The following is a 26,272-nucleotide window of genomic DNA, read 5'->3' as shown; positions in this document are numbered from 1 at the left end:
ACGCAGCGTCGAAGGTCGATTCAGATCGCCGAACCAGGAGAGCCGCCATGCCCGACCTCACACGCCGGTCCACCCTGCGCTCGGCCATAGCCGTGGCCCTCGCTCCCACCCTGGGCTCCCTCGTACTGCCCGGACTCGGGTCCGCGGCGGCCGCCGCCGTTTCCTGGACGGCGAAGTGGATCTGGGCGCCGTCCAGTTCCGCGAACCAGTGGGTGGCTTTCCGGAAGACGTTCACCCTGGCCTCGGCGCCGTCGAAGGCGGTCACGCAGATCGCGGCCGACTCGAAGTACTGGCTGTGGGTGAACGGCACGCTGGTCGTCTTCGAGGGCGGACTCAAGCGCGGTCCGAACCGTACGGACACCTACCACGACGAGGTCGACCTCGCCCCCTACCTGCGCAGCGGCAGCAACACGGTGGCACTGCTGGTGTGGTACTTCGGCAAGCAGGGGTTCTCGCACAACAGCAGTGGCAAGGGCGGGCTGCTGTTCCAGTCGGACGTCGAGACCGGCTCGACCACCACGCGGGTGGTCAGCGACACCGGTTGGAAGCACACCGTCCACCCGGGCTACTCGAACAACACCAGCGGTACGCAGGTCAACTTCCGGCTGCCCGAGTCGAACGTGTACTACGACGCCCGTGCCGCCGCCGTCATCTCGGGCTGGCGCTCGCCCGGCTTCGACGACAGCGCCTGGACAGCACCCACCGACTTCGGTGCCGCGGGGGCCGCGCCCTGGAACGGCCTCGTCGAACGGCCGATCCCGCAGTTCCGCTACTCCGGCCTGAAGACCTACACCAACGCCTCGTCGCTGCCGACGACCGGGCGCGGGTCCACCGCGATCTCGGCCACGCTGCCGTCCAACATCCAGGTGACCCCGTTCTTGAAGGTGGACGCCCCCGCCGGGGCCGTGATCGGCATCCAGACCGACCACTACGACGACGGCGCGGGCCTGGTGGGCATCGAGCCCGGGACGCAGTACAACATGCGGGCCACCTACGTATGCGCCGGTGGTGTGCAGGAGTTCGAGTCACTGGGGTGGATGAGCGGCACCGCGGTGCGGTACACCATTCCCTCCGATGTGACGATCCTGGAGCTGAAGTACCGGGAGTCGGGCTATGACACCGACTTCGCCGGGTCGTTCAGCAGCAGCGACGCCTTCCTCGACACGCTGTGGACCAAGGCCGCCCGCACCATGTACGTCAACATGCGCGACAACTACATGGACTGTCCCACGCGTGAACGCGCCCAGTGGTGGGGGGACGTCGTCAACCAGCTCAAGGAGGGCTTCTACACCTTCGACACCAGGTCCCACGCGCTCGGCGAGAAGGCCATCGCCCAGCTCGCCGCCTGGCAGAAGTCCGGTGGGCAGCTGTATTCCCCGGTCCCCACGACGATCTGGACCGCCGAACTGCCCGTCCAGATGCTCGCCTCGGTGTGGTCGTTCTGGACCTACTACCTCTACACCGGCGACGAGAACGCCGTCACCGTCGCCTACCCGGCCGTGAAGAGGTACCTGGACCTGTGGACCCTGGACAGCGACGGCCTGGTCAACCACCGGGCGGGGGACTGGGACTGGGAGGACTGGGGCTCCGACATCGACGTCCGGGTCCTCGACAACTGCTGGTACTACCTGGCGCTGGACACCGCGGCCAAGCTCGCCGATCTGAGCGGCAACACCGGTGACGTGGCGGGCTGGAAGTCCCGGCGCGACAGCATCAGGACCAACTTCGACCGCGTCCTGTGGAACACCTCCAGGAACGAGTACCGCTCACCCGGCTACACCCGCGACACCGACGACCGCGCCCATGGCCTCGCCGTCGTCGCCGGCCTGGCCCCCGCCTCCCGGTACAGGGCCATCACCGAGGTACTGCGCACCCACCTCAACGCCAGCCCCTACATGGAGTTCTACGTCCTCGAAGCGCTGTACCTGATGGGCGCGGCCACGGTCGCCGAGGAGCGGATACGCAACCGGTTCGCCGCCCAGGTCACCGACCCCGCCTGCCACACGCTGTGGGAGGTGTGGGAGAAGGCCGCCGGCACCGACAACCACGCCTGGAACGGCGGCCCGTTGTACGCCCTGTCCGCGTACGCCGCGGGCGTCCGCCCCACGAAGCCCGGCTGGAGCACGTACGAGGTGATCCCGCAGACCGGCACCCTGACGAAGATCGACTCAGTGGTGCCCACGGTCAAGGGTGACATCCGCTTCGGGATCACCCGCGAGGGAGCGAAGGCGACGCTGACCCTCACCTCCCCGAACGGCACGACCGCCCGGGTGGGCGTGCCGACCTACGGCGGTGCGCAGCCCGTCATCAAGGCGGGCGACACCACGGTCTTCAGCGGTGGTTCCTCCACCGGCAGCGTCGGTGGGCTCGCCCACGACGGCAAGGACGCCTCGTACGTCTACTTCCTGCTCCAGCCTGGCGCGTGGACCTTCACCGTCACCGGCGCGGGCCGGCTCGACAACCTCGCGCTCGCCCGTCCGGTCACCAGCAACAACAGCCTGGAGAACGCCAACTGGGGCAGCGACCGGCTCACCGACGGCAAGCCGACCAGTGTCAGCGGCGCGCGGGGCTACACCAGCAACGAGTTCACCTCCGCCGACGTCGGTGCCAACCCCGTCTGGGTCGAGGTCGACCTCGGCGCCGACACCGACCTCGACGCCGTGCGCCTCTTCCCCCGCACCGACACTCCGGCGGCCGGGGGCGGAACGGCGGGCTTCCCGGTCGACTTCACGATCCAGACCCGGCCCGACGGGTCCGGTTCGTACACCACCGTCCGCACCGTCACCGGGCAGGCCAACCCAGACGGCCGGGTCCAGACGTACGGCTTCCGGACGACCACCGCCCGGTACGTGCGGCTGCGGGCCACCCGGCTCGGCACCCCCGCCACGGACGAGTCCGCCAAGTACCGTCTCCAGCTCGCCGAACTCACCGTCCCCACCGCCGCGACCACCGTCACCGGCAACTGCACGCTGGAGAACGGCGACTGGGGCAAGACCCGGGTGTTCGACGGCACCCTCACCAGCACGGCCGGCGCCAAGGGCTTCACCAGCATCGACTTCCCCTCCGCCGATGTCAGCGGCACGCCCGTCTGGATCGAGGTCGACCTCGGCGCCGACCGGGCCATCGGCACCGTCACCCTCCACCCCCGCACGGACACCAGCGGCGCGGGCGGCGGTACGGCGGGCTTCCCGGTCGACTTCACGATCCAGACCCGCCTCGACGGCGCCACCTCCTACACCACGGCCCGTACCGTCACCGGTGAACCGAACCCCGGCGGAGCCGCCCAGACCTACACCCTGACCTCCACCACCGGCCGCCACCTACGCCTGCGGGTCACCAAGCTCGGCAGGCCCGCCACGGACGAGTCCACCAAGTACCGGCTCCAGCTCGCCGAGCTCCGCGTCGGCTGACGACCGGTGGAGGCAAGCGGTCGCCGCCAGGGCATCACGGATCCGGCGGCTGCTGCGGATGATCCGCCGCAGCCGCCGTCCCTCGTCGCCATCGATCTCACGAAACCGCACTCGTTCCGCCACGTGATCATTCCGGGCCGGCCCACCGCGCGGGGAACCACCCACGCGGCAGACCGTCACGAGGCAGACGCGGCCTGCTCCGGCACTAGTTCCGGTACCGGAACACGATCCGGCCGCGCGTCAGGTCGTACGGCGGGAGCTCCACCAGCACCCGGTCCTCCAGCATGATCTTGATGTAGTTCTTGCGGATCTTCCCGCTGATGTGCGCGAGCACCTGGTGGCCGTTCTCCAGCTCCACGGTGAACATGGCGCTGCGCAGGCACTCCACGACCCTGCCCTCGACCTCGATGACGTTTCTGTTCCTCGTCATCGCACCAGCTCCAGGTTGCTGCTCATCGACCGGGCGCCGATGCCTTGGAACAGCGCGGAGGCCGCAATGTTGGACTCGTGGACCTCGGTGTGGGCCTCGGCGAACCCCGAGTGGTGCAGAGTTCGCAGTGTGTGGGCGAGCAGCGCCCGCGCGATTCCGCGCCGCTGCTCGCCGGCCCGGACCGCGATCAGCCCGATGCGCGGCCGGATCGCCGTCACCACGCGGATCAGACCCAGGTAGCCCTCCTGCGACGCGGCCACCGCGTATCTCGACGGGTCGACGATGGTGTCGCCTTCGGGGAAGGGGATCACCTCGGCGGGCATCGACTGCCAGCCGACACTCGCCTCGACCTCGTCGCGGATCGCGCGGTCCGCCGCCCGCAGCAGACTCTCGTCCGCCTGACCGGCGGGCACGATCGTCACACCCACAGGCGGCAGGACCGCTTCAAGTCCTGTGACCCGTGGGTCGGTCGGCACGACGTACTCCCACTCGCGGCGCCTGACCGTGAAACCGGCCCGCAGCCAGCCGGCCGTCAGCTCGACGTCGGCTGCGTCGACCACCGTGTACAGCGGCGCCGGCAGGTCGGCCAGCATCGCCTCGGCGAGCCGGTCGAAGGTGGCCTCGCGCCAGGCGTCGATGCTGACGAACAAGCGTCCGTCGGGCCGTTGCGCCGCGTGTCCGCGGCCGACCACCAGGTCGTCATTCAGTGCATGCCAGTGTCGGTCCGCGACGCGTGTGATCATCACCGCGTTCTCGCTCGGGCCGTAAGTGATCTGTTGCGTGTCCATCGGAGTCTCCCTCCAGGAGTGCCTCGATCTCAGGCGCTCCTGGCGACACCGAGTGTCAGCCGCCGGACCGTGACGGGTTGAGGGAGCACCCACGGGTAACTGTGTTCACGGGGCTCACCTCCCTACGTCGGTTCAACGGTCCTCCGCGAAGCTAGCAGCGGGGCGCCGCCTCGTTCCAGTCCTTTTCCACACCCGGCAGCGGTGCGGCCCGACGTCCCGAGTCCGAAGGCGGCTGTCACTTTCCTGCTGCTCGCCATGATGGTGAACCCGTCGCTCCGCAACCGACCGGGCCCGCCACCCGGCGGGGGCCGTACTCGCAGGGTGGCGGGGGTGGGCCGGACATGGTCCGAATACTCCAGGCGCGGGCCGCGGCACAGCCTGGCATTCACCTGCTGGGCATCGAGGAGTTGCCCGGCACTCCGCCGCACGTGCTGCTCGGCTTCCATCGCCGCCGTGACCGTGTTCGCGACCTGCTGGTCCCGTTTCTTCCGACGGGGCCCCTGGAGTGGGTGCTCGGCAAGGTCACCAAGCCCGCCGGACTCGTCCGCTGACCGGGGCAACGCCTGCCCCTCGACTGTGTCTGGACACCCACCCTGGTGTCGTGCGCCGTCGCACCGGCTCCGAGGATGTCCTCGGGGCCGGTGCGGTCTTTTCCGACGTCGGCGGACGTGCCTACCGCGCGGTGGGGCGTCGCACCCGGCCGTCTGGGCGTGGCATGGCGTGGCCGGACCTGTCGTGACGGAGACGGGGGCGGACGAGCTGCGTCCGAAGCAGGAAGCAGAGCAGGACGGGGTTCTCGGGGGCACCCGTTCCTGCCCGCTCCGGTCCTTCCTCCGGGGCGGCGCCTCGGTTACAACAGGGGTGCAGGGTGGCCCGGTTGCCCGCCGGGCCGGTCAGGGTGGTGCGGAGCCGGCGCGGAGACGGTGGGGTGTGGTGGAGGACGGGGCGTCGCAGGGGGCAACGGGCAGGACCGGGATGCGGCACGAAGGGCCGTCCGGTGTGGACGGCGGAATCGCGCAGTCCGCTCCGGAAGTTTCCGTGGTCGCACGCCTGGCCCGTCTCCAGGACGCGGCGGGGAACGCCGCCGTCGTACGGCTGCTGGGCATGGGGGCGGCTGCCGGGGACGACACCCTGGGGGCACCGGATCCTGCCTTTTAGGTCCTTCCGGTGGGGCACGGGCTTCGTCTACAACGGGTGGCAGGGCAGCCGAGTTGTCGAGGAGGACCACCTGTGCACTCCGTAGGTCGGGAGCATCTCAGGGTCGGCGAGCGGGCATCGGGCACGACGCGCCGGACGCAGTCGCCGTCGACGACCATGAGCGGTGCGTGGGTACGGCATCTGCAGCGCGTGGCTGGGGGCGGGGCCACCTCGTCGTCCGCCGGAGCCGACCGGGAGCCCGAGTCCACCGATCAGTCCCAGGTGCAGCGGGCCGCGGTGGACGAAGGCCTGCGCTCGTCGTCGCGCCCCCTCGATTCCGCGCTGCGCGGCGAGATGGAACAACGGTTCGGTGGCGCCGACTTCAGCGGTGTCCAGGTGCACGACGGGCCCGCGGCGCGGCGTGCGGCCGCGGCGGTCGAGGCCAGGGCCTTCACCAGCGGCGCGCACATCGTCGACGGTGGTGGGATGTCCAGGAAGGACTGGGCGCACGAGCTGGCGCACACCCTCGATCAGGCGGCGGGACCCGTACCGGGCTCCGACAACGGCGCGGGCCTGCGTATCTCCAACCCTCGTGACGAGGGTGAACGCCGGGCTGTCGCCGCGGCCGACCAGGTCATGAGCGCCCCCGCGCCCGTCCAGCGCCTGTCCGCGGAGCACGAGCACCCGAACGGCCACGCGGAGCACCACCACGCGCACCCCCACGCCGGTTCGGCGTTCGTACAGCGGGTGCGGCAGAGCGCCGCCACCGAGGAGCCCGTCACCGAACAAGCCGTGGAGGCCGGGCAGTCCGGGCAGTCCGGACCGCAGGCCAAGGGGGCGGAGGTCATCGCCCGCCTGAGCCAGTCGATCGAACAGCACACGGTCCAGAGCAAGATGAAGAAGAACGTCTTCGCACCGGGTACCTGGTGGCCCGAGCAGTGGATGGTCGAGGGGCCGGCGCGGCTCAGGAAGACCCTCGACCGGCGGGTGATGCGCGGCGAGACGTTCAACGACCAGGAGCTGGACGACATCAGGCACCTCTCCCAGGTGAACGCCCAGTGGCTCGAAGCGGTGGGCATCGGCACCTACGAGCAGGCCCAGAAGTACACCGAAGGCCGTTTCGACACCTGGCTGACGCTTCCTGCGGGCAAGCGTGTGCTCACGGCCACCCTGGCCGTTCGCGCCAACCACCCGGACGTGCGGGCGACGGGCCGGGGAACGCCGATCTCGCCGGACTACACGCTCGGCCGGTTCATGCTCACCCAGGCCCCCGACACCCCACCGGGGGAGAAGGAGGGCCTGGAACGGGAGCGTGACCAGCAGATCAGGGAGACGGCCATCGACACCCTGCATCCGGCCGGGATCGCGCCCGAGCGCCGACACCCGGACGGCGTCCCCGAGGCGGGCCCCGCGACGGCCAAGGGCAAGGGCAGGAGCACGGAGTCGGACTTCGCGGCGAAGGACGCGCGGGCCCGCGAGATGCTCACCAAGGTGCTGCTCATCCTGCAGCACGGGTTGAAGCTGTACGACCCGAAGGCCGGGGCACACGTCGCCGACTACGAGAAGGATGTCATCCGAGCCCTCGCCCACGGCGGGCGGGTCAACATCCGCATCCCCGCTCTGACTTCCGCGGACGAACCGGCCTACTCGCTGCCGGAGTTCCTGGGCGTGACACAGGACGACCGTACGAACACCCGCGCGGGGGACGTCATCGACCGTGGCTTCGCCACGCACCGCACCTCCATCGAGGCGAACAAGGAGGGCAAGCCCGGCGCGTTCAAGGAGAAGGGCGGCCCCATCGCGTCGGTCACCAACATGGTGTCCGTCGGTGCCAACCGGCCCGACCTGTGGGGACAGAACGTCTCCGGCGGCGGCCTCGGCTCCAAGGACTGGAACGGCGACGTGGTACTGCCGGACGGGTCGCACGGCCACATGCTGCTGGTCCACCACCGGCCGACCACGCGGAAGGACGGTTCCCTGCAGATCGGCATCGAGACCCTCGCACCGCATGCCACCAGCCCGGTGGGCTACCAGCACGATTTCCGCTCCACCGAGGCCACCGCCAACCCGGAGTCGGTCCTGCACGGCCACAAGGGCGACAAGGTCGGCTCGGGCGGCCTGGGCAAGAACGAACGCCTGGTCGAACTGGCGGAGATGGGTAAAGCCCATTCCAGCGGCGACTGGCGCACCTTCCTGGACGAGATCAAGAAACAGTGGGACGCCGCGCTGGCGGAAACCGAGGACGGCTCCCGGGAGCGGCGGGCCCTGTACGAAGGCCTGGTCGGCCCACGGACCCGAAGCACATCCTGACCACGTCGGCCCGGCGGTCGAGTGCGATCCGATCCCGGGTGGGTGTGTTCGTACGGGTGCGGTTCGCGGCACGGCACGACTGCGGCCGGTCGCCCGTTGCCACTACTTCTCCCAGATCTTGCGGTAGGCCCTGCGGTAGCCCTCGGAGTCCCAGGACAGGGCCCCGCCGCTGTTGGCCGCGGTGGTGATGTGGACGGGGGCGACGTAGGAGCTGGCCGGTTCGTTCGTGAAGGCCCGGTTGAACTCGTCGATGATCTGCCAGCCCTGTTCCGACAACGGCTCGGGCACGGTGGCGGACTGATACTGCTTGCCGTTGATGCGCTGGAAGGCCGAGGGGTCGCCGTCGCCGGCACCGATGTTGAACGGTGCGCCGTCGCCCTTCCGGTCCGCGGCGCGCAGGGCGGGCGCGGCGTGGTCGAAGTACAGGTCGTTGATGGCCGCGGAGTAGGTCCACTTGTCGCCGAAGCGTGAGTGGAGGGCGGAGACCCTCTCGACGGTGCGGCTGTTGGCCTGAGGGATGGGGATGTTCTCGTAGCTCAGCAGATCGATGCCGGAGCAGGCGGCGAGTTCCTTCTTGATCAGCTCTGACTTCCGCTTCGCGAACGGTATCGAGGCGTCGGTGAACAGCACCACGCCGGCGCGGCCGTTGGACCGGGCGATGATCCAGTCGGCGCTGATCCTCGCGACGTCCTCGACGTGGGTGGTGATGTTGCTGAACAGCTTGGGATTCTTGCTGGGTCCGGGGGTGGCCGTGGCGTGCCAGCCGATCAGGGGTATCCCCGCGGCGCCCGCCTGTTGGACCTGCTTGGTCACGGAGTTGGGGTCGAAGCCGCCGATGACGATGCCGGAGGGTTCGAGGGCGATTGCTTCGGCGAAGGCATCCCGGATGCCGGTGGGCGTGCCCCCTCCGTCGATGGTGCGTACGTCCCAGCCGATGATCTTGGCTGCTTCCTGGACGCCCCTGGCGACGCCGGAGACGCCGGGGTTGGTCATGGTCTGGGCGACGTAGACGATGGTTCTGCCGGGAACGGCTTCGGGTCCGGTGGTGGGGCCGCTCCAGGGGGCGTTGACGTCCTCGGCTTCCTTGACGGCCTGCTTCGCCTTGGTGAGGGCGGTGGGGCAGCCCGGTTCCTGGGAAGCGGCGGTTGTCGCGGTGGTGGTCGAACCGCTCTCGCAGCCGGTGGCGGCGGTGGCCACGGCCAGGAGCGCGATGGCTGCCGCGGTCGCCTTGCGGGTGGAGTGCACGGGGTCTCCTCAAGTGGGCGCGAGGGGCTACGGAACGGGGTGGGGGGAGGAGACCGATCCAGCCACACGGCTGGTGGCGCAGCGGTCATGACGTGCCCCAGGCTGTGGCCGGGAGGCTGTCGCGGTGGGAATGTAGCAGGGCTCCCACGTGGTCATCCACGCCGAGGACGTCGTTCGGTAGGCATGCGTGAACAATTCGTAATCACGTATTGGTTACATAGAGGTTCACAGCGATCACAAAGGCGATAGTCTCCGGCCGACGAGATCCGGACACGTGGCGCGATGTGGCGACCTGCGCGCGGGTCCGGTCGCTCACGCCCGCTGCCCCGTCGCGAGAGCGTCAGGTCAGTTCCCCGGTCGTCGACGGTCCGTCGGTGACAGCATCCCGACCGCCGCCGATCAGAACACACCCAAGGAGACCAGCGTGCCCGCGAACCCAGTGGAGCCGCCGCCCGGGCAGAGAGACCGGACTTCTCCGTTCCGACGGAAGGCGGGCTCCGTTCTCGCCCGGTGGCCGTTCCGCCGGAAGCTCAACATCCTGGTCGTCGCGCCCGTCGTGGTCGTCGGAGTGCTGCTCGCCGTCGGCGTCACCGGACAGATGGAACAGGCCGGCGACGCCGACCGGATCGCCGAACTCGTGCGCGACAGCGAGCAGGTCGCGACCCTCATCAACGACGTACAGGCCGAACACCGGCTGGCACTGCTGCTGTCGGTGCAGTACGAGGCGGCTCGCCCCGGAGCCGCCCGGCCGTCGACCACCGCGTATCGCGAGGCACAGCAGGCCACCGACGCGCAGGTCACCGCCGTGCGGTCCGCCTTCGGGACGAGCCTGCCGGCCGAGGAGGAACAGGCCCTGACCTACATCACCGGCCTGGATGTCCTTCGGGAGAAGCTCGGCCGGGACTACGTCCCCGCCGCCAACATCGACCCCGCCTACGCGGCCGCGGTCGGCTACCTGATCGACGGCATCGGGCTCGACCTCTTCGCCGTGACCTCGGCCTCCTCGGCGACGTCGGTGCCCCATCTGCTGGACGCGATCCTGCGCGCCGACGCCGCCCACGCGGCCTTCGAGAGCGCGGTGTTCTCCGCCCAGACCCGCGACGCCAACGCCCTCACCGAGTACACCCGCGCGGTCGGCGCCCACGAGCTGTACACCTACCAGTCGGACCGATTCGGCCGCATGGCCACGCCGGCACAGGTGCTCAGCATGGCGGCCATCGAGCGCGCATCCGAAGAGAACGACATCGAGTCCCAGTTCGCGGCACTCCAGATCGATCCGTCGGCCCTGCAGTCGCAGACGACCCGGGAACTGCGCGAGAAGATCACCGCCGGTGAGCGGCAGGCCGAGACCCGCCTCGGCGTCACCCGGACACTGATCGAGCAGACCGCCGCACAGGCCGACTCCGCCTCCGCGGACGCCCTGCGCAAGGCATGGATCCTGCTCGGTGTGGCCCTGCTCGGGTTCGCCGCCTGGCTGGCCTTCTGTGTTCTGGTCCGGCGCTCGGTCGTCCGTCCCCTGGTGGCTCTGACCGGCTCCGCCCAGCAGGTGGTCGAAGCCGCCGACGAGGAGCTCGCCCGGGTCGCGGACGACGAACTCGTCGACAGCACCCCCTTCAGCCCGCGGGCGATACCGGTCCCGGTACGCGACGAGATCGGCGAACTGGCCGAGGCGTTCAACCGGGTGCAGGACACCGCCGCCGCGCTGCTGGAGCGCCAGGTCCTCAGCCGCCGCAACATCGCCGAGATGTTCGGCAACGTCGGGCGCAGAGTCAGCAATCTGACCACGAGGCAGCTCCTGCTGATCGACGCCGTGGAACGGGAGGAGACCGATCCCGACCTCCTGGACCGGCTCTACCGCATCGACCACATCGCCGTACGCCTCCAGCGCAACGCCGACAGCCTGATGCTGCTCGCCGGAATCCGGGAGACCGACGTCGAGGCCCGGCCGGTCACCCTGGCCGACGTCATACGTTCGGGCCTCGGCCGGATCGAGGGATACCAGCGAGTGTTGCTGCGCTCCGAGACGGACATCACCGTCGGACCCGACATCACCGGCGACCTGACCCTGCTGCTGGCCGAACTGATGGAGAACGCGGTCGCGTTCTCCCCCTCCGACACCCCCGTCGAAGTGGTCGTCCGGCCCGGCACCGACGTCACCAGGGACGGCGGCGCCCTGGTCGAGATCATCGACCACGGCCTCGGCATGAGCGCGGAACGCCTCGCCGAGGAGAACGCCCGCCTCGTCCGCCGCGAACGCCTCGACCTCGTACCGACCAAGGTGCTCGGCCTCTTCGTGGTCGGCAGCCTCGCCCGCCACCTGAATCTGCAGGTGACCTTGAGCCGCACACCGGGCGGTGGCGTCACCAGCACCGTATGGATCCCGGCCACGCTTCTGCTGGCCATGAGCCCCCTGGACGCCTCACCGGCCCACGCCGGCCAGAACAGAACCGTCCAGGCGTTCACCCCGAGGGCCGCCGCGCCCGCACCGGCCGCCGCTCCCGAACGTCGGCCGGTCGCCCTCCCGCCGGAGGGCGCTCTGCCCCGGCGCGCTCCGCTCCGCCCCCACACCCCGAACGCCGACGCGCCCGACGGCGCGTCCCCCTCGATCACCGCCCGGCCACTGCGCCGGCGAGTCCGGGGCGCGACGCTCACCGTGACCGCCACGGAAGCCGAACAACACATTCCCACGGCGCGACAGCCCGCGGACGCCGACGCCGTCCGCGCGGAACTCGACGAATTCGAGGCCGCAGTCCGCAGAGCCGAACAGGACAGCGCCACGGCCCCGGGCCCAGCCCGCACGACCGCGACACGAGAAAACCCCAGAAGGCCAGAAGGAGACGGGCAGTGACCATGTCGGCAGAGGACAGCACCCCCGAACAGACGCAGGCCACCGACCTGCGTACCGCGGCGGCCGACTTCACCTGGCTGCTCGACCGTTTCGCCACGGAGACCGCCGGTGTCGTCGACGCCATCGCGGTGTCCTCCGACGGTCTGCTGATCGCGGTCTCCCAACTCCGCGACAGAGCCGACTCCGAGCGGCTCGCCGCAATCGTCTCCGGCGTCACCAGCCTCGCCGCCGGCGTCTCCGGGAACTACGGCCTCGGCGGCCTCAACAAGGTCATCATCGACCTGGAGGGCGGCCACGTACTGGTCTCCGCCATCGGCAACGGCGCCGTGCTCGGCGTGGTCGCCTCCAAAGAGGCGAAACTGGGCAACATCGCCTACGAGATGACCCTCTTCGCCAACCGCGCCGGAGCCGCACTCACCCCGCAACTGGTGATCGAGCTGAAGAACAGCGTCGGCACCCCAGTCGTCGGCTGACCCATCCCGCGAGGCAGGAGGCCCTCATGGCCGACGGTGGGCGAGAACCACACGAGACAGACGAAGAAACCTGGCACGACACGGCGGATCCGGTCGGCCGTGCCCCAGCGGTCCGACCGTTCCTGCTGACCGCCGGCCGGGTGTCGGGGGGAGGGCCGGCCGCGCCCATCCCGATCGAGACCCAGATCGTCTCGACGGCCGCCGGGCTCTCCCTCCTCGGCCGGCTCGCCTTCGAACACCACGACATCGTCGCCGCCTGCCGACGGCCGCAGTCGGTCGCGGAACTGGCCGCACGCCTGCGACTGCACCTCAACGTGGTCCGTGTACTCGCCGAAGACCTGTGTGCCGCAGGGCACCTGGCGATCTACGTACCGCACGCCAGGATCGCCCAGGACATCTCCGTACTGCGAAGGGTCATCAATGGTCTCCGAGCCGTCCCCGACTCACGGGGCACACTCCGCGACAGCGGTTGAACAGCCGCCGCTGCCGGTCAAGCTGGTCATCGCCGGCGGGTTCGGGGTCGGCAAGACCACCACCGTGGGCTCGATCTCCGAGATACGCCCCCTCACCACCGAGGCCGCGATCACCGAGGTCGCCGCAGGCGTGGACGACCTCACGCACACGCCGGACAAGACCACCACCACCGTCGCCATGGACTTCGGCTGCATCACCCTCGACCCGACCCTGAAGCTGTACCTGTTCGGGACACCGGGCCAGGACCGCTTCGGCTTCATGTGGGACGACATCGTCGACGGCGCTGTCGGCGCCCTGGTCATCGTCGACACGCGCCGCCTCGACGACTGCTACGCGGCAGTCGACTACTTCGAGCACAAGCGCATCCCCTTCGCGGTCGCCGTCAACGCTTTCGACGGAGAGGTCGAACACGACCTCGATGAGGTGCGATGGGCTCTGGACATCGCCGAACACGTCCCCCTGACCGTCTTCGACGCCCGCCGCACCGGCTCCGTCCGCGACGCGCTTCTCGTCGTACTCGACGTCGCCCTGTCCCGCGCCGAAGCGGCCGCGGTCACGTGAGGCCGGCCTGCTGGGAGGAGTCGGGGCGACACCCACGGCCACATCCGTCCCCACGCCCGGGCCGGGGGACCGCGGGCAGGAGCCTGGCACGTGTCCGCGGTGTGGTCGTCGAGCGGCGATGACCGGGATCGCCGCCTCCACGGCCACCTGCGTACTGCGTCACTCGGACGGAGCCGTCTCCCAGGGCCACTTGGAGTCCCGGCCGGCTTCGATGAGAGGGATCAGCCGGAACGCGGCGTCGCTCAGGCCGCCGAAGGTGTGGTGGTGCGGGCCGGACGGGGCGTGTGCCGGGGCGTAGCCGGCCAGGTTCCAGGTGTAGACGGGGGTGCGGAGAGGGACCGTCTGCAGCGGGTTGGACCACTGACCGGGCCCGGCCTGTTCGTCGGTCACCACGACCACCCGGTCGTGACGGTCGTAGTGCCGCCTGAGCGCCAGGGCCGTGTTGGTGCCGCCGAGGTCATGGAAACGATCCAGGACGCCCAGTACGGGCTCACCCGGGGCGAGTTCGACGCGACGGCTGTCCGACCCGAACTCCACCAGGTCGGCCCGCGCGGCCCGCTGGGCCAACGCCGTACCGAAGATGGCCGCCGAATCCGCCCGGTTGAGCTGGGTGTGCTCGCTGGGCCGGTCGAACATCGAGCCCGACCGGTCCACCAGGATCAGCGTCCGGCCGGGCAGTTCGGGGACATTGGCCAGGGAGTGCCCGAGGGCTGTCTCCAGAGCCTTCTCCCAGCGTCGCGAGGGCGCGTTGCGATGGGCGGCAAGGTAGCGGAACGGGAACTGCCGCGAGCGGCGCACCTCGTCCGGGCTGGAGATCCGCGCGGCGACCTCGGCGGCGGCCCGGTCGCTCACGCCGGCCTGGTCGAGGTTGCGCAGATTGCGTACGAGTGCCATCGCCCCCATCGAGGGGAGCAGCGCCTCCCACACCGCCGCGTCGAGCGGCCCCTGCAGCCAGCCCGCCACCGCCTCCCAGGTCATCCCCGCCGCGCTCAACCGCTCATCGCCACCCGGGGCGGTGACCAGGGCACGCCGTTCCCCGACCGGTACGGCCAGCAGCTCCCGGTGTGCGGCGAGCAGCGTCTCGCCGGCCGGGGGAAGAGCGCGGTCGGGGTGGTGACGGCGGTCGATCGCGTACTTGAACAGGTCACCCTGCCAAGGACGTCGGGGGTCGGGGGAGGGGTGGGTGAGTTCGATGACGTCGCCGAAACGGTAGGGGCGTGAGGCGGTGTCGTACTTGAGGAGCGCGCGCCCGGTGTACAGACGTCGTGCGGCGTCGGCGATTCCGCGCTTGAGCGGCTGCGGGATTCTGCGCCCGTGCCGAGATGTCCAGTACGCCAGCAACTCACCCGGCTCGTCGGCCCGTTGGAGGACGGCGGACACGGCCTGCCGCGAGAAGCCGACGGCCCCCGCGTCCAGCCTGGCCCGCACGAACCCGGCGGCGCCCACGAGGGAGGCGGTGCGCATGTGGGCCTCGGTCCGGAGCCAGCCCAGCAGACCGAGGGTCCACTCCGGATCGCTGACGGCGAGCCTGCGCACCAACTGCTCGTAGCGCTCGTCGCGGGCGGCGGCGTCCTCGTAGAAGGTGTGATGGCCGACCATGTTGGCCATGGCCAGCAGGAAGAGTTCCGTCTTGGGCGTGCGGGCGTACGCGGTGCCACCCTGGTGCGTACGGTTGTGGAGACGGTGCGCGGACGGGGGCCGCAGGCCCGGTGTGGTGGCGGACGGCGGGAGCAGCCACCGGCCGTGGGTGGAGAGCGACGAGGTCGCTCCGCCAGCGGTGAGGCCCGGTATCTCCGCCTGGATCTCGCTCCTGGCTTCGGACTTGGCTCGCTGACGGTTGAAATGGGGCATGCAGAAGGTCCCTTGGGAGACGTTCCTGGAAGAAGGAGAGACGCCTTCCGAGATCAGTAGTGGCACCGGGGTGGTGTTGCGGTCTCAGAAGGAAGTAACCGGGGCACAGCGCATCGGAAGGCGTCGGACACGCACGCTAATCGAAGCGGCGAGCGCGCGCACGCCATTTATTGCAGCGCGTCCCGTAGACGGTTGTGGGTCATCGTCAGGCAGGCCTGCACCGCGCCGCCTGCCTCGGGGAGTACCTCGCCCACCAAGGGGAGCAACCGTCCGACGAGGTAGACGAAGTCGGGATCGAGTGTCACGGCGACGACGCTCACAGGCCGGATGGTCCGGAGGAGCCGGCCACAGACCCTCGACGCGTCGTGTCGCTCCAGGTGCGATCCGGGCTTTGCGGGTTCGGCGGTGTGAGGATGTCGAGAGCGCGCCGGCTGCTCCGTCCCAGGGGTGACGGCGGGCATCACCGGCCGCACGGGAATGAGGGAGGATCCGGCATGGCGATTCAGCGGATGGACAACGTCGGCATCGTCGTCGAGGACATGGATGCCGCCATCGCGTTCTTCGTCGAACTCGGTATGGAGCTGGAGGGCAGGGCGGAGGTCGAGGGCCTCGTCGCCGACCGGTGCACCGGGCTGGACGGCGTCCGGTGCGACATCGCGATGGTCCGGACCCCGGACGGTCACAGCCGGATCGAACTGGCGAGGTACCGCAGCCCGGCGGCGACCCGCGACGAGCCGCGCAACCGGCCCCACAACATCCTGGGCACGCACCGCGTCATGTTCGCCGTCGACGACCTGGAGGACACCGTCGCCCGCCTACGCCCTCACGGCGCCGAACTCGTCGGAGAGATCGCCCGGTTCGAGGACAGCTATCTGCTCTGCTACGTCCGCGGCCCGGAGGGCATCATCGTCGGACTGGCCGAGCAACTGCGCTGAGAAGGCGGGGCCGAACCTCCGCGGAGCGCAACGCCAGTTGCTGTCCCGTAGATGATCGCCCATCCGGGCGAAGACGCGCTGGACGCGGGCTCGGTCCTGTGGCGTCCTCGGTGGCTCGTTGTCCTATCTCGTCCAGCACAGAACTCAGCTTTCGGCGGAGCGCGCTGGACAGCAACGACAGCAGATCTCCCTGTCGGAGGCCCGGCGCGCAGAACGGCTGGCGCTGCTGGAGCGGTTCATCGAGGTGGGGGCCGAGGCAGAACGCTCCGCGTTCAGCCGACCTACCGAGTGGGGCGACACCCACGACCGGTACCTGACGGCCCAGGACGTCATGAACAGGCTGTGGGTCGCGGAACGGCTCATCCGCGTCCAGTTCCCCGTGCCCGTGCATGACGCGGCACATCGCGACGTACCTCCGCACCAGCGCGGGCCACCACGTCGTGGAGCACAAGCGCTCCCTGGCCCCCGACGGCGACATGCCGGGAGCTTCGCCCCTCGCCGCGCATGCGCCCCGGGTGCGGCCGGCGGTCTCAGTCCCCGTCCTTGCTGATGGCGTACACCTTGCCCTCGTCGTCGCCCACATAGACCGTGCCGTCGGCCACGGCAGGCGCGGAGCCGGCCATGGCGGTGGTGGTCGCATTCCAGTTCGTGTCTCCCGTGGTCGCGTCCACCGCGTACACGTGGTCGCCGCTGACCACGTACACGACGCCCTCGGACACCACCGGACTGTAGGGGGTGCCGTAACCGACGGAGGTGCTCTCCCACGTGCGGCGGCCCGTCTTCGCGTCCAGGGCCATCAGTTCGCCCTCCCCGGAGGCGTAGACGGTGTCGCCGACCACCGCGGGGGCGGAACCCTGCCAGTCGCCGCTGGCGACGGACCACCTCTCCGTGCCGGTCGCCGCGTCGAGGGCGTAGAGCGTCTTGTCCCGGCTGCCGACGTAGAGCGTGTCACCCGACAGGACCGGTGCCGACTCGATCCAGTCGCGGGTCGGATACGTCCACTTCTCGTCGCCGGTGGCGGCGTCCAGGGCGTACACCTTGTAGTCGCCGCTGCCTACGTAGACCGTGCCGCCCGCCACCACGGGACGTGTCTCGACGGGGCCCTCGGTCCGGTGCGCCCATTTCCGGGCGCCGGTCCGTGCGTCCAGGGCGTACACCTGGGCGTCGCCGCTGCCGACGTACACCGTGCCGTCGGCCTCGACCGGTGTGGACTCGACCCCGGACGCGGTGGTGTAGGCCCACTTCTTGTCGCCGGTGGCGGCGTCCAAGGCGTACACCTTGCCGTCGCGGCTGCCGACGTAGACCGTGCCGCCCGACACGAACGGCGAGGCCTCGATCGCCTCGCCGGTGCGGTAGGCCCACTTGCGGGCGCCGGTGGCCGCGTTCAGGGCGTACACCTTGCGGTCGTTGCTGGTGACGTAGACGGTGTCGCCCGACACCACGGGCGCCGACTTGACGGCTCCGGTGGTGGCGAAGGTCCATCGGGTGCCGCCCGAAGGGGAGTCCTCGGAATCGGCGCCGCTGTACAAGCCGGTGAGGCCCGACGCGAGGGCCATCCCGCCGGCGGCGAGACCCGCGACCACGACCGCGGCGGCCAGACCACCCGCCAGCACCGGGGCCCAGGGTCGGGCGCGTCGCGCCCTCGGCCCGACGGTGACCGAGACGGACACCGGGTCCGTGAAGGGGGTGCCGCCGGGCGTCGGAGGTGAGGCCGGGGCCGTCTGCGTGGCCCATGTCGGAAGTCCGAACGTCACGGAGTCGGCTGCGGAGCGTCCCCGGGGCGCGGTGGCCCACGTCGGCGCGGTCGGGGTGGACGCGGCGACGGTGCGGACGGCCGTGGGAGCGTCGTCGCCCGCCGGGCCGCGCCCGGCCCCTCCGTTCGGCGCTCCGGGCGGTCCATCCGGCGCTCCACCCGGTCCCGGCCGGCGGGGTCGCGCGGGAGCGGCCGGCTGTGTCGTCGCGACCGGACCGGCGGGCACCGTCACGGCGTCCGGCCCGGAACGCGGGGAGGCGGGCAGGGCGGCACGCAGTCGGTCACGGACCTCGGCGGCCGTGGCGGGACGGTCATCGGGATCCTTCGCCAGCAGCTCCAGCACCAGCGCGTCCACCTCCGGTCCCGGCCCCGGACGCACCTGGCTGGGCGCCGACGGAACCTGCTGGAGGTGGGCCACCAGCAGTGCGGCGGTCTCCAGATCCCCGAACAGCCGCTCACCGGTGAGGAGTTCGTACAGCACGCAGCCCAGCGCGTAGAGGTCCGCCCGGCTGTCGCCCGCCCGCCCGGCCAGCCGCTCCGGCGGCATATAGGCCACGGTCCCCACCACCGCGCTGCTCGCCGTGGTCGTGGCCGCGTAGCGCGCGATGCCGAAGTCGAGGATCTTGAGCAGGCCGGCGTCGGTGAGCATCAGGTTCGCGGGCTTGAGGTCGCGGTGCACGATGCCCGCGGCATGGGCGGCGGCCAGGGCGTCCGCCGCCTGGGCGGTCCAGCCGAGCGCGTCGGCGACCGGCGGCGGGCCGTCCTTGCGGAGCACGGTCGACAGATCCCGGCCCGAGAGCATCTCCATGACCAGGAAGAGCGTGCCGTCCGTGTCCTCACCCAGATCGTGGACGGTGACGATGCCGGGGTGGTTGAGGCCACCGGCCGTCCGCGCCTCGCGGAAGAACAGCCGGGTCCCCTCGCCGCCCTCCAGGTGCGGCTGGAGGAGCTTGACCGCCACCCGCCGCTGTATACGGGTGTCATGCGCGACCCAGACCTCGCCCATTCCCCCGCGCCCGAGCAGCACCTCCAACTCGTAGCGACTCGCCAGCATTCGCCCCGTCATGACGCTCCCTCAACCCAACAACGCCGCTGGACCCCCCTATGCGGCACCCGGGCCACGCAGGACACGCGGGTGATCGTAGTGCCCCGCCCGCCCACTCACGGCACATGAAGAGGCGCTCGCGTCGTCGTCCTGGGAAACCGTGCGTCACAAAACTGGACACATGCAGGCATCGGCGCGGGCGGGCGCGAAAAGTCCGCCATGGCCGACCGTTCCTCAGCCCGATGACCGGCCCCTGCACGGGGGACCGCCCCGCCGCCCTGAACGGCCGTTCAGTGCAGCTGGTCGGTGGGCTTCGTCGTCCGGACGGGAGCGGCTGTGGCCGCCAGGCTGGCGAGGAGCCGGAGGCGTTCTTCGGAGGTGCTGCCGGGTTCGGCGGTGTAGAGGCTCAGGTCGTGCACGGCCCGCTGCGAGAGGGGCAGGGCCAGAGACTGGTAGGTCAGCTCCAGGAGGCCGACCTCGGGGTGCCGCAGTCGCTTGGTGCCCTCGTGGCGGATACGGACGTCGTGCGCGGCCCACATGGTGCGGAAGTCGGCGCTGAGCGTGGACAGTTCGCCGATCAGCTCGCGCAGGGCGCGGTCGTGCGGTTCACGCCCGGCCTCGGCACGCAGCAACGCGACCGTGGCGGTGGCGCCGGCGTCCCAGTCGACGAAGAAACCCCGTGAGCCGGGGTCGAGGAGGTGGTAGCGGGCGAAGTTGGGACGGCCGCCTTCGTCGGTCGTGGGGCTGTCGAACATCGGCGCGTGCAGGGCCCGGCCGAGCGCGTTGTGGGCGATGACGTCCAGGCGGCCGTTGCGTACGAAGGCGGCCGACATCGTGATGGAGTTCAGCAGCCACTGGATGCGGGGCGGCACCTCGGCGTCCCGGCGGCGGGACGGCTTGCGGCGCGCGGGCCGGGCGGCGCGGGCCAGGTCGAAGAGGTAGGTGCGCTCGTCCTCGTCCAGCCGCAGGGTCTGGGCGACCGCGGCCAGGACGTCTTCGGACACGCCGCTGATGTGGCCCTTCTCCAGGCGGGTGTACCACTCGGTGCTCACGCCGGCGAGCACGGCGACCTCCTCTCGCCGCAGTCCCGGCACCCGACGTCGGCCGCTGGTGGGCAGCCCGGCCTGCTCCGGAGTGATCTTCGCGCGGCGGCTGGCGAGAAAGTCCCGGATCTCCGCACGGTGATCGTGTTGGTCATCCATGCGTTCCACGGTAGCCACGGAGCTCCGGGAAGGGAGGTTGAGCTTGTACCCCCTATAGACGCGACCTTCTCCGCCCGCGCCGAAGCCGGTCTCCTGGGACACGCACCCCGATCACGACCCCACGGAGATGAACCTTGAGTACGCGAGGAGGAACCCTCCACGTCCCCGCCGAAGCACGTGCCGAGCAGCCGCGCCAGCCGGCGCCCGCCGTGGTCGGCACCGCCATCGCCGCCCTCACCCTGATCCCCACCACCGTCCTCGCCCTGCACCGCCACCGCCGAGCCGCGGCGGCGGGCTCGACGCACGTTGCGAGTGCGCCGGCCGGTCGTGCCGAACACGCTTGAGACCGGCCAGGGCGTGCACTCGCCCAGGAACCACCGACCAGCACCATCCGCACCACACCATCACCACACTGGAGAGCACCTCATGCGCGCGACCCTCATGTACGGCGCCGGCGACATCCGCGTGGAGAACGTCCCCGACCCGGTCGTCAAGCACCCGACCGACGCCCTGGTCCGGATCACCGCCTCCTGCGTCTGCGGCAGTGACCTGCACCCCTACGGATCGATGAAGCCCGAGGACGGTCCCGCCCGGATGGGGCACGAGTTCATCGGCATCGTCGAGGACACCGGATCGGACGTGACCACCGTCAAGCGCGGCGACCTGGTCGTCGCCCCGTTCGCGATCTCCGACAACACCTGCGCGTTCTGCCGCGAGGGCCTGCACACCTCCTGCGCGCACCCGCAGGCCAACTTCTGGGACGGCGAGGTGGAGGAAGGCGGTCAGGCCGAAGCGGTCCGCGTCCCGCTCGCCGACGGAACCCTGGTCAAGCTGCCCGTCGCGGCGGACTCCGCCCTCATCCCGTCCCTGCTGACCCTCTCGGACGTCTTCGGCACCGGCTACCACGCTGCCGTCGCGGGCGGTGTCGACAAGCGCACCCGGGTCACCGTGATCGGCGACGGCGCCGTCGGCCTGCTGGCGGTCCTCTCCGCCAAGCGGCTCGGCGCGGAACAGATCATCCTCATGGGCCGGCACCGGACCCGCACCGACCTCGGCCGCGAGCTCGGCGCCACCGACGTCGTCTCCGCCCGCGGCGAGGAAGGCATCGAAGCCGTCCGCGACCTGACCGGCGGACACGGCACGCACGTGGTCCTGGAAGCGGTCGGCCACATGCCCGCCTACGAGCAGGCACTCGGCGTCGTCCGCCCCGGCGGCGTGATCAGCCGCGTCGGCGTGCCCCAGTACGAGGAGGCACCCGTCGGCTTCGGCAGCCTCTTCCGCCACAACATCCGCCTGGCAGGCGGCCCCGCACCGGTCCGCGCCTACATCGAGGAACTGATGCCCGACATCCTCGACGGCAGCATCGAGCCGGGGAAGGTCTTCGACGCCACCACCGACCTCGACGGCGTCCCGGCCGGCTACCAGGACATGGCCGACCGCAAGAGCCTGAAGGTCCTCATCAAGCCCTGACCCGCTGACGCCCAGCTCGCTGTCCGCCGCGGTTGCGTCCGGCAGGTCCACGGCCCAGGCCACGACCTCCGGAGAGCGGCGGAGCCACACGCAGATGTGGCGTGCTGGGCGACGACTCCTGGGACTCGGGTTGGTCGGACAGGCTGCCCGGGTCCATCGGAGGCCGGGCCGGCGACCGGGGAACACCCGGGCGTGAACTTGAGGGCGATCACCGTCGTGGGATGGCGCCCTCGGTGGTCGTGCACAGGGCAGCCGGGGCGGGACGGCTCTCGGCGAGACGAGCGCGTGGCCGCAGGGGTCGCCGGCCGAGCACGCCGACGGCGCATGTCCGGAATCTGCAAGCGGTCAGGTCCGCCGGCGGAAAGACGGCGCCGGTCCTGTCGGGGTTCACTCCGTACAACCCGTGACGAGAGAGGCCCCCACATGCCCGACATGCCGACCGGCGAGTTCTGGACCCACCTCAAGCCGATCGAGAACTCCGTCCGCCCCGATGCCCTGCCCGAGGTCTACCTGTCCAAGGTGGCCACGGACGACGACCGTTACTACGTCCCGTTCACCGACACCGTCAGCTCCCGCCCGCTGTGGATCAACGTCAAGGACAACAGCTGGGCCGACATCCTGCGGGCCGAGGAAGCGGGCCTGGTCAACCGGCACTACCACCCGCACGAGGTGTTCGCGTACACGATCTCCGGCAAGTGGGGCTATCTGGAGCGCCCCTGGACGGCGACGGCCGGCGACTTCGTCTACGAGGCCCCGGGCGAGGGCCACACCCTGGTCGCGTACCACAGCGGTGAGCCGATGAAGGCGTTCTTCATCGTCAAGGGCCCGCTCATCTGGCTGGACGAGAACGGCGAGCCCGACGGCTTCTTCGATGTACACGACTACATCAAGATGTGCCGCGAGCACTACGAACGGGTCGGACTCGGCGCCGACCACGTCGACTCCCTGTTCCGCTGAGGAGGAGCCGTATGAAGGCGGCGGTCTGGTACGGGGCGAAGGACATACGCGTCGAAGACGTTCCCGCGAAACCCCCCGGGCCCGGCGAGGTGATGATCGAGGTCGCCTACTGCGGGATCTGCGGCAGTGACCTGCACGAGTACGCCGACGGGCCGCACGCCATCCCTGTGGGCAGCCCGCACCCGGAGTCCGGGGTGGCCGCTCCGCTCGTCCTGGGGCACGAGTTCTGCGGCACCGTCACCGAGGTCGGCAGCGGCGTCACCGATTTCGTCCCGGGGGACCGGGTGGCGGTCGAGCCGCACTACCGGTGCGGCAGTTGCCCACGCTGCCTCGCGGGGGAGTACAACATCTGCCGGCACTTCGGGTTCGCCGGGCTCATGGGGCACGGCGGTCTGGCGGAGCGCGCCACGGTACCCGCGTACATGCTGCACAGGCTGCCCGGGGCGGTCTCGCTGGAGCAGGCGGCGGTGTTCGAGCCGGCGGCTGTGGCCCTGCACGCGGTGCGGCGGGCGGGGATCCTCCCCGGCGAGAATGTCGCCGTCCTCGGCCTGGGCCCGATCGGGTTGCTCGTGACCCAACTCGCGGTCCGGTACGGCGCCGGGAGTGTCGTCGCCGCGGACCGGTCGGCGGGCCGCCGTGCCCTGGCGCTACGGCTGGGTGCCGCCGCGGCCGGTGCGGGCCTGGGGGACGTCGTGGACGGCGAGGGAGCGGACGTCGTGTTCGAGGCGGTCGGCTCGCAGAGCACGCTGCGCGCCTGCCTGGCCGCCACTCGACGCGGCGGCCGGGTGATGTTCCTCGGTCTGACCGGCACGGTCTCCCTGGACGCCTTCGCCCTGGTCAACAACGAACAGACGCTCATGACGAGTGTGGGCTACCGCGACGCCCATCCCGAACTGATCCGCCTGGTGGCCGAGGAGGGCGTGGACCTGGCGGGGATCGTCACGTCCACCATCGCTCTGGAGCACGTCGTGCGGGACGGGTTCGAGGCGCTGCCCGGCGGCGAGGAGCAGGTCAAAGTACTGGTACGACCCGGGGAGGGACCTCGGTGAGCGACGAGTCGGCGAGGCCTGGAGCGCCGGTGAGCGGTGAGTTCGTGGAACGACCGCCACGGCGCGGTGAGTTCGTCAAGCGGAGTGTGTCGGCGATCGGTGGGTTCGTGGGCCGCCGGGCCCTCGTTACCGGCGGCACCTCGGGGATCGGCGCGGGGACGGCTCTTGGCTGCTGACCGGGGGTGATCAGTGGAAGCGGCGGATGAAGACGTCGGACTTGCCGTTGGTGTCGTCGGGCACGATGTCGTCGGCGGTTGAGCTGAAGACCACGTCGCGTCCCCCGCTGCTGACCGAGTCGGTTCCGGCCGAGGCGGGCTGGTTCGCGACGATCTCGTCGGTGCCTGTCTCCAGGTCGCGCAGGCTGAGCGAGGGCTCGTTCGTGTCCTGGGGGGCGTACAGCAGGTAGCGGCCGGTGGGATCGATGGCCACGCCCCGTACGTTCGGCAGGAGCTGGACGGTGCCCGTGCCGGTGTCCTGGACGTAGGTGTCCGCGCCGGAGAGGTAGACGACCTTGCTGCCGTCCTTGCTGAGCTGGACCAGGGTCGCCGCTCTGGAGGGGCCCTCGATCGGGCCGGTGGAGGTGCCGTCGGTCCGGTCCCACACCAACACGTCCTCCGCCCGGCCGTCCTGGTAGGCGACAAAGCGGCCGTCGCCGCTGATGGACGGCCGGGAGGAGACGTTGTGGTCGAACTCGGCGACGGTCTGGGCGGTGTCGGTGTGCCAGTCCCGTACCTCGATGCGCTGTCGGGACGGCGGCCGGGTGAAGGTGGCGACCTGGGCGAGGAGATGGCCGTCCTCGCTCAGCGACGGCTGGCTGCAGCCGAGGCCCGGGCAGGTGATGCCGATCGTGCTGGCCGAACTCACCTGGGACAGGAAGGACTTCGTGTCCTTGAACAACTGCCCCCACAGGGCGACGTATTTCCCGTCACCGCTGATCACCGGTCGCTGGATCGGGCGGGTGAGAGTGACCATCATCGTGGTCCGACTCGTCTGCTGGTCGCGGACGAACACCCTTTCCCCGGTCGTCGGATTGGAGGGTGTGAAGTTCTGTGCCGACGACGAGAAGGCGATACGCCCGCCGTCGGTCGTGATCGTGGCGCCGGCGGAGTCGCCGTCACCCTGGGCGCCGTCGGTCGCGACACTGATCCGCTCCACTGCGGCTGCGCTGTCGCTCGCGGCGCGCGCCGCGGTCATGGTCCCGGCCGAAGTGGTTTCTGCGGGCAGCGCCGCCGTGACCGCGCAGACCACGACCGTGGCGCTCAAGACGGCCCGCACACCTCTGGTGGCGCTCCGGTTCGTGCTTCCCCTCATCGTCCCCCCAGGACAGGATGTGGTCCTTCTCCGGCTCCCCACCGGAGGACCACAAGCATGCAACCGCGACGGCACCGTGGGGTCAATGTGCCGCATGACTATTGAAAGGTGTAGTTCCGGACAGTTGAGGTGTCGGATCGTGCTCTGATGCCCCAGCCGGCGTGGTGCTCCAGCGAAGCCAGGAAGTCGCCACTCCTCAGCAGGCGCTGCCCGGCCGGCCTTACGGGGCTTGAGTGAGTGTCAGGTCCATCATGGCTGTTCGGAGGCAGTTTTGGTAGGACACACGGCACGTCCGTTCGACCTTGTGGCAGCCGGGACCGCGCGCCAGACTCGTCGTCATCCACTCTCCGGCCAACCTGCCGACAGCCTCTCTCGGTTGTCGGCGCTTTCGCTGTGCTGTCTCGCCGTGTGACGTGCACCGGCCGGGTGTGTGGGGGGACGAAGGGGGATCGATGGATCAGGACATGGTTGTGCAGGCGAGGGTCAGGCTGCTGAGTGCCAACCGGCGGGTGGTGCGTGGCGCCGAGGGACTGTGGATCTACCGCCTTCTGACGCAGGTCGAGCCGGAGGCGTACGGGTCGAAGCTGGCGTACGTCCTGGTGGAGGCGAGCACGTCGCCCCTGGTACGGGAGTTGCCGGAGCGGCGGCTGGCTCTGTTGGACGAGGCGGTGGAGGTGGCGAAGGCTCTGAGTATGGAAAACCCCTACCGGGCGAAGATGCTGGCGAGGGCTCTGACTGCCAGGCAGCGGGAACTGGAGGGCTCTCTCGCGGCCGGTGATCGGGCACATCGGGCGGATCCTCAGGAGGAGCCGCGAGAAGGCGCATGACCTGATGGGTCCGGGGTGCTGACTCCCCAGGGGGGAAGGGTGGAGGGCCCGGCTCCGCTGTCCGGAGGGAGCGGCTCCTGAGGTCCCGGATGTACGGCTCGGAGGTGGGGCTCCGACCACGGTCGGGCCCCACGCTCCCGATGCATGGCACCGGTGTACATGTCGTACGCACCTGTCTTCCACGGTGTCGGTGTCG

Annotated in this window: 21 protein-coding genes and 1 pseudogene; 14 read left to right on the top strand and 8 right to left on the bottom strand. The window is 70.5% G+C overall.

Features of this window, described 5'->3' with window-relative positions; all coding sequences use genetic code 11:
• Positions 1-47 precede the first annotated feature (47 nt).
• Complete coding sequence (locus ACWCRJ_RS30340) at positions 48-3,410, top strand: alpha-L-rhamnosidase-related protein (RefSeq protein WP_450942291.1); 3,363 nt, start codon at positions 48-50, stop codon at positions 3,408-3,410.
• Positions 3,411-3,615: 205 nt separating this feature from the next.
• On the opposite strand, the gene infA is transcribed toward ACWCRJ_RS30340, so the two are convergent.
• Entirely contained in the window at positions 3,616-3,840 is a 225-nt protein-coding gene (gene infA, locus ACWCRJ_RS30335; protein WP_152167066.1) for a translation initiation factor IF-1, read from the bottom strand.
• Complete coding sequence (locus ACWCRJ_RS30330) at positions 3,837-4,628, bottom strand: GNAT family N-acetyltransferase (RefSeq protein ID WP_450942290.1); 792 nt, start codon at positions 4,626-4,628, stop codon at positions 3,837-3,839. Before ACWCRJ_RS30330 ends, infA begins: the two co-directional genes overlap by 4 nt.
• Before the next feature lie 341 nt (positions 4,629-4,969).
• Between ACWCRJ_RS30330 and ACWCRJ_RS30325 the strand changes: the two genes are divergently transcribed.
• On the top strand, positions 4,970-5,179 hold the full coding sequence (locus ACWCRJ_RS30325) for a hypothetical protein (protein WP_450942289.1): 210 nt from the start codon (positions 4,970-4,972) through the stop codon (positions 5,177-5,179).
• 763 nt (positions 5,180-5,942) lie between these two features.
• Positions 5,943-8,075 carry an eCIS core domain-containing protein gene (locus tag ACWCRJ_RS30320; protein ID WP_450942288.1) on the top strand — a complete coding sequence of 711 codons (2,133 nt, stop codon included), beginning with the start codon at positions 5,943-5,945 and terminating at the stop codon, positions 8,073-8,075.
• Between the two features lie 102 nt (positions 8,076-8,177).
• On the opposite strand, the gene ACWCRJ_RS30315 is transcribed toward ACWCRJ_RS30320, so the two are convergent.
• Positions 8,178-9,320 (bottom strand): substrate-binding domain-containing protein, encoded by a 1,143-nt coding sequence (locus ACWCRJ_RS30315; protein ID WP_450942287.1) that lies wholly within the window; start codon positions 9,318-9,320, stop codon positions 8,178-8,180.
• A 598-nt stretch (positions 9,321-9,918) separates the two neighbouring features.
• On the opposite strand from ACWCRJ_RS30315, the gene ACWCRJ_RS30310 reads away from it, so the two are divergent.
• The 4 genes from ACWCRJ_RS30310 to ACWCRJ_RS30295 are packed head-to-tail and all read left to right on the top strand — an operon-like array spanning position 9,919 to position 13,676.
• Positions 9,919-12,168, top strand: a complete 2,250-nt coding sequence (locus ACWCRJ_RS30310) for an ATP-binding protein (RefSeq protein WP_450942337.1) — start codon at positions 9,919-9,921, stop codon at positions 12,166-12,168.
• Between the two features lie 2 nt (positions 12,169-12,170).
• Positions 12,171-12,641, top strand: a complete 471-nt coding sequence (locus tag ACWCRJ_RS30305; RefSeq protein WP_450942336.1) for a roadblock/LC7 domain-containing protein — start codon at positions 12,171-12,173, stop codon at positions 12,639-12,641.
• Between the two features lie 26 nt (positions 12,642-12,667).
• Positions 12,668-13,114 (top strand): DUF742 domain-containing protein, encoded by a 447-nt coding sequence (locus tag ACWCRJ_RS30300; protein ID WP_046918264.1) that lies wholly within the window; start codon positions 12,668-12,670, stop codon positions 13,112-13,114.
• Positions 13,062-13,676 (top strand): GTP-binding protein, encoded by a 615-nt coding sequence (locus tag ACWCRJ_RS30295; protein WP_450942286.1) that lies wholly within the window; start codon positions 13,062-13,064, stop codon positions 13,674-13,676. The genes ACWCRJ_RS30300 and ACWCRJ_RS30295 overlap by 53 nt, the downstream gene beginning before the upstream one ends.
• A 159-nt stretch (positions 13,677-13,835) precedes the next feature.
• Here the strand turns inward: ACWCRJ_RS30295 and ACWCRJ_RS30290 are convergent, their stop codons facing one another.
• Complete coding sequence (locus ACWCRJ_RS30290) at positions 13,836-15,527, bottom strand: TROVE domain-containing protein (protein ID WP_450942285.1); 1,692 nt, start codon at positions 15,525-15,527, stop codon at positions 13,836-13,838.
• 167 nt (positions 15,528-15,694) lie between these two features.
• Positions 15,695-15,847 (bottom strand): hypothetical protein, encoded by a 153-nt coding sequence (locus ACWCRJ_RS30285; protein WP_450942284.1) that lies wholly within the window; start codon positions 15,845-15,847, stop codon positions 15,695-15,697.
• A 174-nt stretch (positions 15,848-16,021) separates the two neighbouring features.
• Between ACWCRJ_RS30285 and ACWCRJ_RS30280 the strand changes: the two genes are divergently transcribed.
• Both ACWCRJ_RS30280 and ACWCRJ_RS30275 read left to right on the top strand, forming a co-directional pair.
• Positions 16,022-16,462 (top strand): VOC family protein, encoded by a 441-nt coding sequence (locus ACWCRJ_RS30280; protein WP_450942283.1) that lies wholly within the window; start codon positions 16,022-16,024, stop codon positions 16,460-16,462.
• Between the two features lie 61 nt (positions 16,463-16,523).
• A pseudogene (locus ACWCRJ_RS30275) lies at positions 16,524-16,862 on the top strand (hypothetical protein); the annotation flags it as partial.
• A gap of 130 nt (positions 16,863-16,992) precedes the next feature.
• Here the strand turns inward: ACWCRJ_RS30275 and ACWCRJ_RS30270 are convergent.
• Together ACWCRJ_RS30270 and ACWCRJ_RS30265 are read right to left on the bottom strand one after the other, a co-directional pair.
• A complete protein-coding gene (locus ACWCRJ_RS30270; protein WP_450942282.1) occupies positions 16,993-19,281 on the bottom strand; it encodes an outer membrane protein assembly factor BamB family protein in 2,289 nt (762 codons plus the stop codon).
• 269 nt (positions 19,282-19,550) lie between these two features.
• Entirely contained in the window at positions 19,551-20,462 is a 912-nt protein-coding gene (locus tag ACWCRJ_RS30265) for a helix-turn-helix transcriptional regulator (protein WP_450942281.1), read from the bottom strand.
• 134 nt (positions 20,463-20,596) lie between these two features.
• Here ACWCRJ_RS30265 and ACWCRJ_RS30260 point away from each other — a divergent pair, with 134 nt between their 5' ends.
• The 4 genes from ACWCRJ_RS30260 (at position 20,597) to ACWCRJ_RS30245 (ending at position 23,938) form a co-directional block, all read left to right on the top strand.
• Positions 20,597-20,806, top strand: a complete 210-nt coding sequence (locus tag ACWCRJ_RS30260) for a hypothetical protein (RefSeq protein WP_450942280.1) — start codon at positions 20,597-20,599, stop codon at positions 20,804-20,806.
• 82 nt (positions 20,807-20,888) lie between these two features.
• A complete protein-coding gene (locus ACWCRJ_RS30255) occupies positions 20,889-21,932 on the top strand; it encodes a zinc-binding dehydrogenase (protein ID WP_450942279.1) in 1,044 nt (347 codons plus the stop codon).
• A gap of 423 nt (positions 21,933-22,355) precedes the next feature.
• A complete protein-coding gene (locus ACWCRJ_RS30250) occupies positions 22,356-22,889 on the top strand; it encodes a 2,4'-dihydroxyacetophenone dioxygenase family protein (RefSeq protein WP_450942278.1) in 534 nt (177 codons plus the stop codon).
• A gap of 11 nt (positions 22,890-22,900) precedes the next feature.
• Positions 22,901-23,938 carry a 2,3-butanediol dehydrogenase gene (locus ACWCRJ_RS30245; RefSeq protein WP_450942277.1) on the top strand — a complete coding sequence of 346 codons (1,038 nt, stop codon included), beginning with the start codon at positions 22,901-22,903 and terminating at the stop codon, positions 23,936-23,938.
• 186 nt (positions 23,939-24,124) lie between these two features.
• On the opposite strand, the gene ACWCRJ_RS30240 is transcribed toward ACWCRJ_RS30245, so the two are convergent.
• On the bottom strand, positions 24,125-25,201 hold the full coding sequence (locus ACWCRJ_RS30240; protein WP_450942276.1) for a hypothetical protein: 1,077 nt from the start codon (positions 25,199-25,201) through the stop codon (positions 24,125-24,127).
• 512 nt (positions 25,202-25,713) lie between these two features.
• Between ACWCRJ_RS30240 and ACWCRJ_RS30235 the strand changes: the two genes are divergently transcribed.
• On the top strand, positions 25,714-26,076 hold the full coding sequence (locus ACWCRJ_RS30235) for a hypothetical protein (RefSeq protein WP_450942275.1): 363 nt from the start codon (positions 25,714-25,716) through the stop codon (positions 26,074-26,076).
• Positions 26,077-26,272 lie beyond the last annotated feature (196 nt).

Source organism: Streptomyces sp. NPDC002324 (assembly GCF_053593335.1).
This window is presented reverse-complemented; position numbering and strand designations above follow the sequence as displayed.

Excerpts from the sequence above, each read along its gene's own strand:
- ACWCRJ_RS30300 (WP_046918264.1), top strand. The coding sequence starts at position 12,668 with ATGGCCGACGGTGGGCGAGAACCACACGAGACAGACGAAGAAACCTGG.
- ACWCRJ_RS30320 (WP_450942288.1), top strand. The coding sequence starts at position 5,943 with ATGAGCGGTGCGTGGGTACGGCATCTGCAGCGCGTGGCTGGGGGCGGG.
- ACWCRJ_RS30325 (WP_450942289.1), top strand. The coding sequence starts at position 4,970 with ATGGTCCGAATACTCCAGGCGCGGGCCGCGGCACAGCCTGGCATTCAC.
- ACWCRJ_RS30235 (WP_450942275.1), top strand. The coding sequence starts at position 25,714 with ATGGTTGTGCAGGCGAGGGTCAGGCTGCTGAGTGCCAACCGGCGGGTG.
- infA (WP_152167066.1), bottom strand. The coding sequence starts at position 3,840 with ATGACGAGGAACAGAAACGTCATCGAGGTCGAGGGCAGGGTCGTGGAG.
- ACWCRJ_RS30255 (WP_450942279.1), top strand. The coding sequence starts at position 20,889 with ATGCGCGCGACCCTCATGTACGGCGCCGGCGACATCCGCGTGGAGAAC.
- ACWCRJ_RS30295 (WP_450942286.1), top strand. The coding sequence starts at position 13,062 with ATGGTCTCCGAGCCGTCCCCGACTCACGGGGCACACTCCGCGACAGCG.
- ACWCRJ_RS30310 (WP_450942337.1), top strand. The coding sequence starts at position 9,919 with ATGGAACAGGCCGGCGACGCCGACCGGATCGCCGAACTCGTGCGCGAC.
- ACWCRJ_RS30340 (WP_450942291.1), top strand. The coding sequence starts at position 48 with ATGCCCGACCTCACACGCCGGTCCACCCTGCGCTCGGCCATAGCCGTG.
- ACWCRJ_RS30330 (WP_450942290.1), bottom strand. The coding sequence starts at position 4,628 with ATGGACACGCAACAGATCACTTACGGCCCGAGCGAGAACGCGGTGATG.
- ACWCRJ_RS30290 (WP_450942285.1), bottom strand. The coding sequence starts at position 15,527 with ATGCCCCATTTCAACCGTCAGCGAGCCAAGTCCGAAGCCAGGAGCGAG.
- ACWCRJ_RS30265 (WP_450942281.1), bottom strand. The coding sequence starts at position 20,462 with ATGGATGACCAACACGATCACCGTGCGGAGATCCGGGACTTTCTCGCC.
- ACWCRJ_RS30270 (WP_450942282.1), bottom strand. The coding sequence starts at position 19,281 with ATGACGGGGCGAATGCTGGCGAGTCGCTACGAGTTGGAGGTGCTGCTC.
- ACWCRJ_RS30250 (WP_450942278.1), top strand. The coding sequence starts at position 22,356 with ATGCCCGACATGCCGACCGGCGAGTTCTGGACCCACCTCAAGCCGATC.
- ACWCRJ_RS30245 (WP_450942277.1), top strand. The coding sequence starts at position 22,901 with ATGAAGGCGGCGGTCTGGTACGGGGCGAAGGACATACGCGTCGAAGAC.
- ACWCRJ_RS30305 (WP_450942336.1), top strand. The coding sequence starts at position 12,171 with ATGTCGGCAGAGGACAGCACCCCCGAACAGACGCAGGCCACCGACCTG.
- ACWCRJ_RS30280 (WP_450942283.1), top strand. The coding sequence starts at position 16,022 with ATGGCGATTCAGCGGATGGACAACGTCGGCATCGTCGTCGAGGACATG.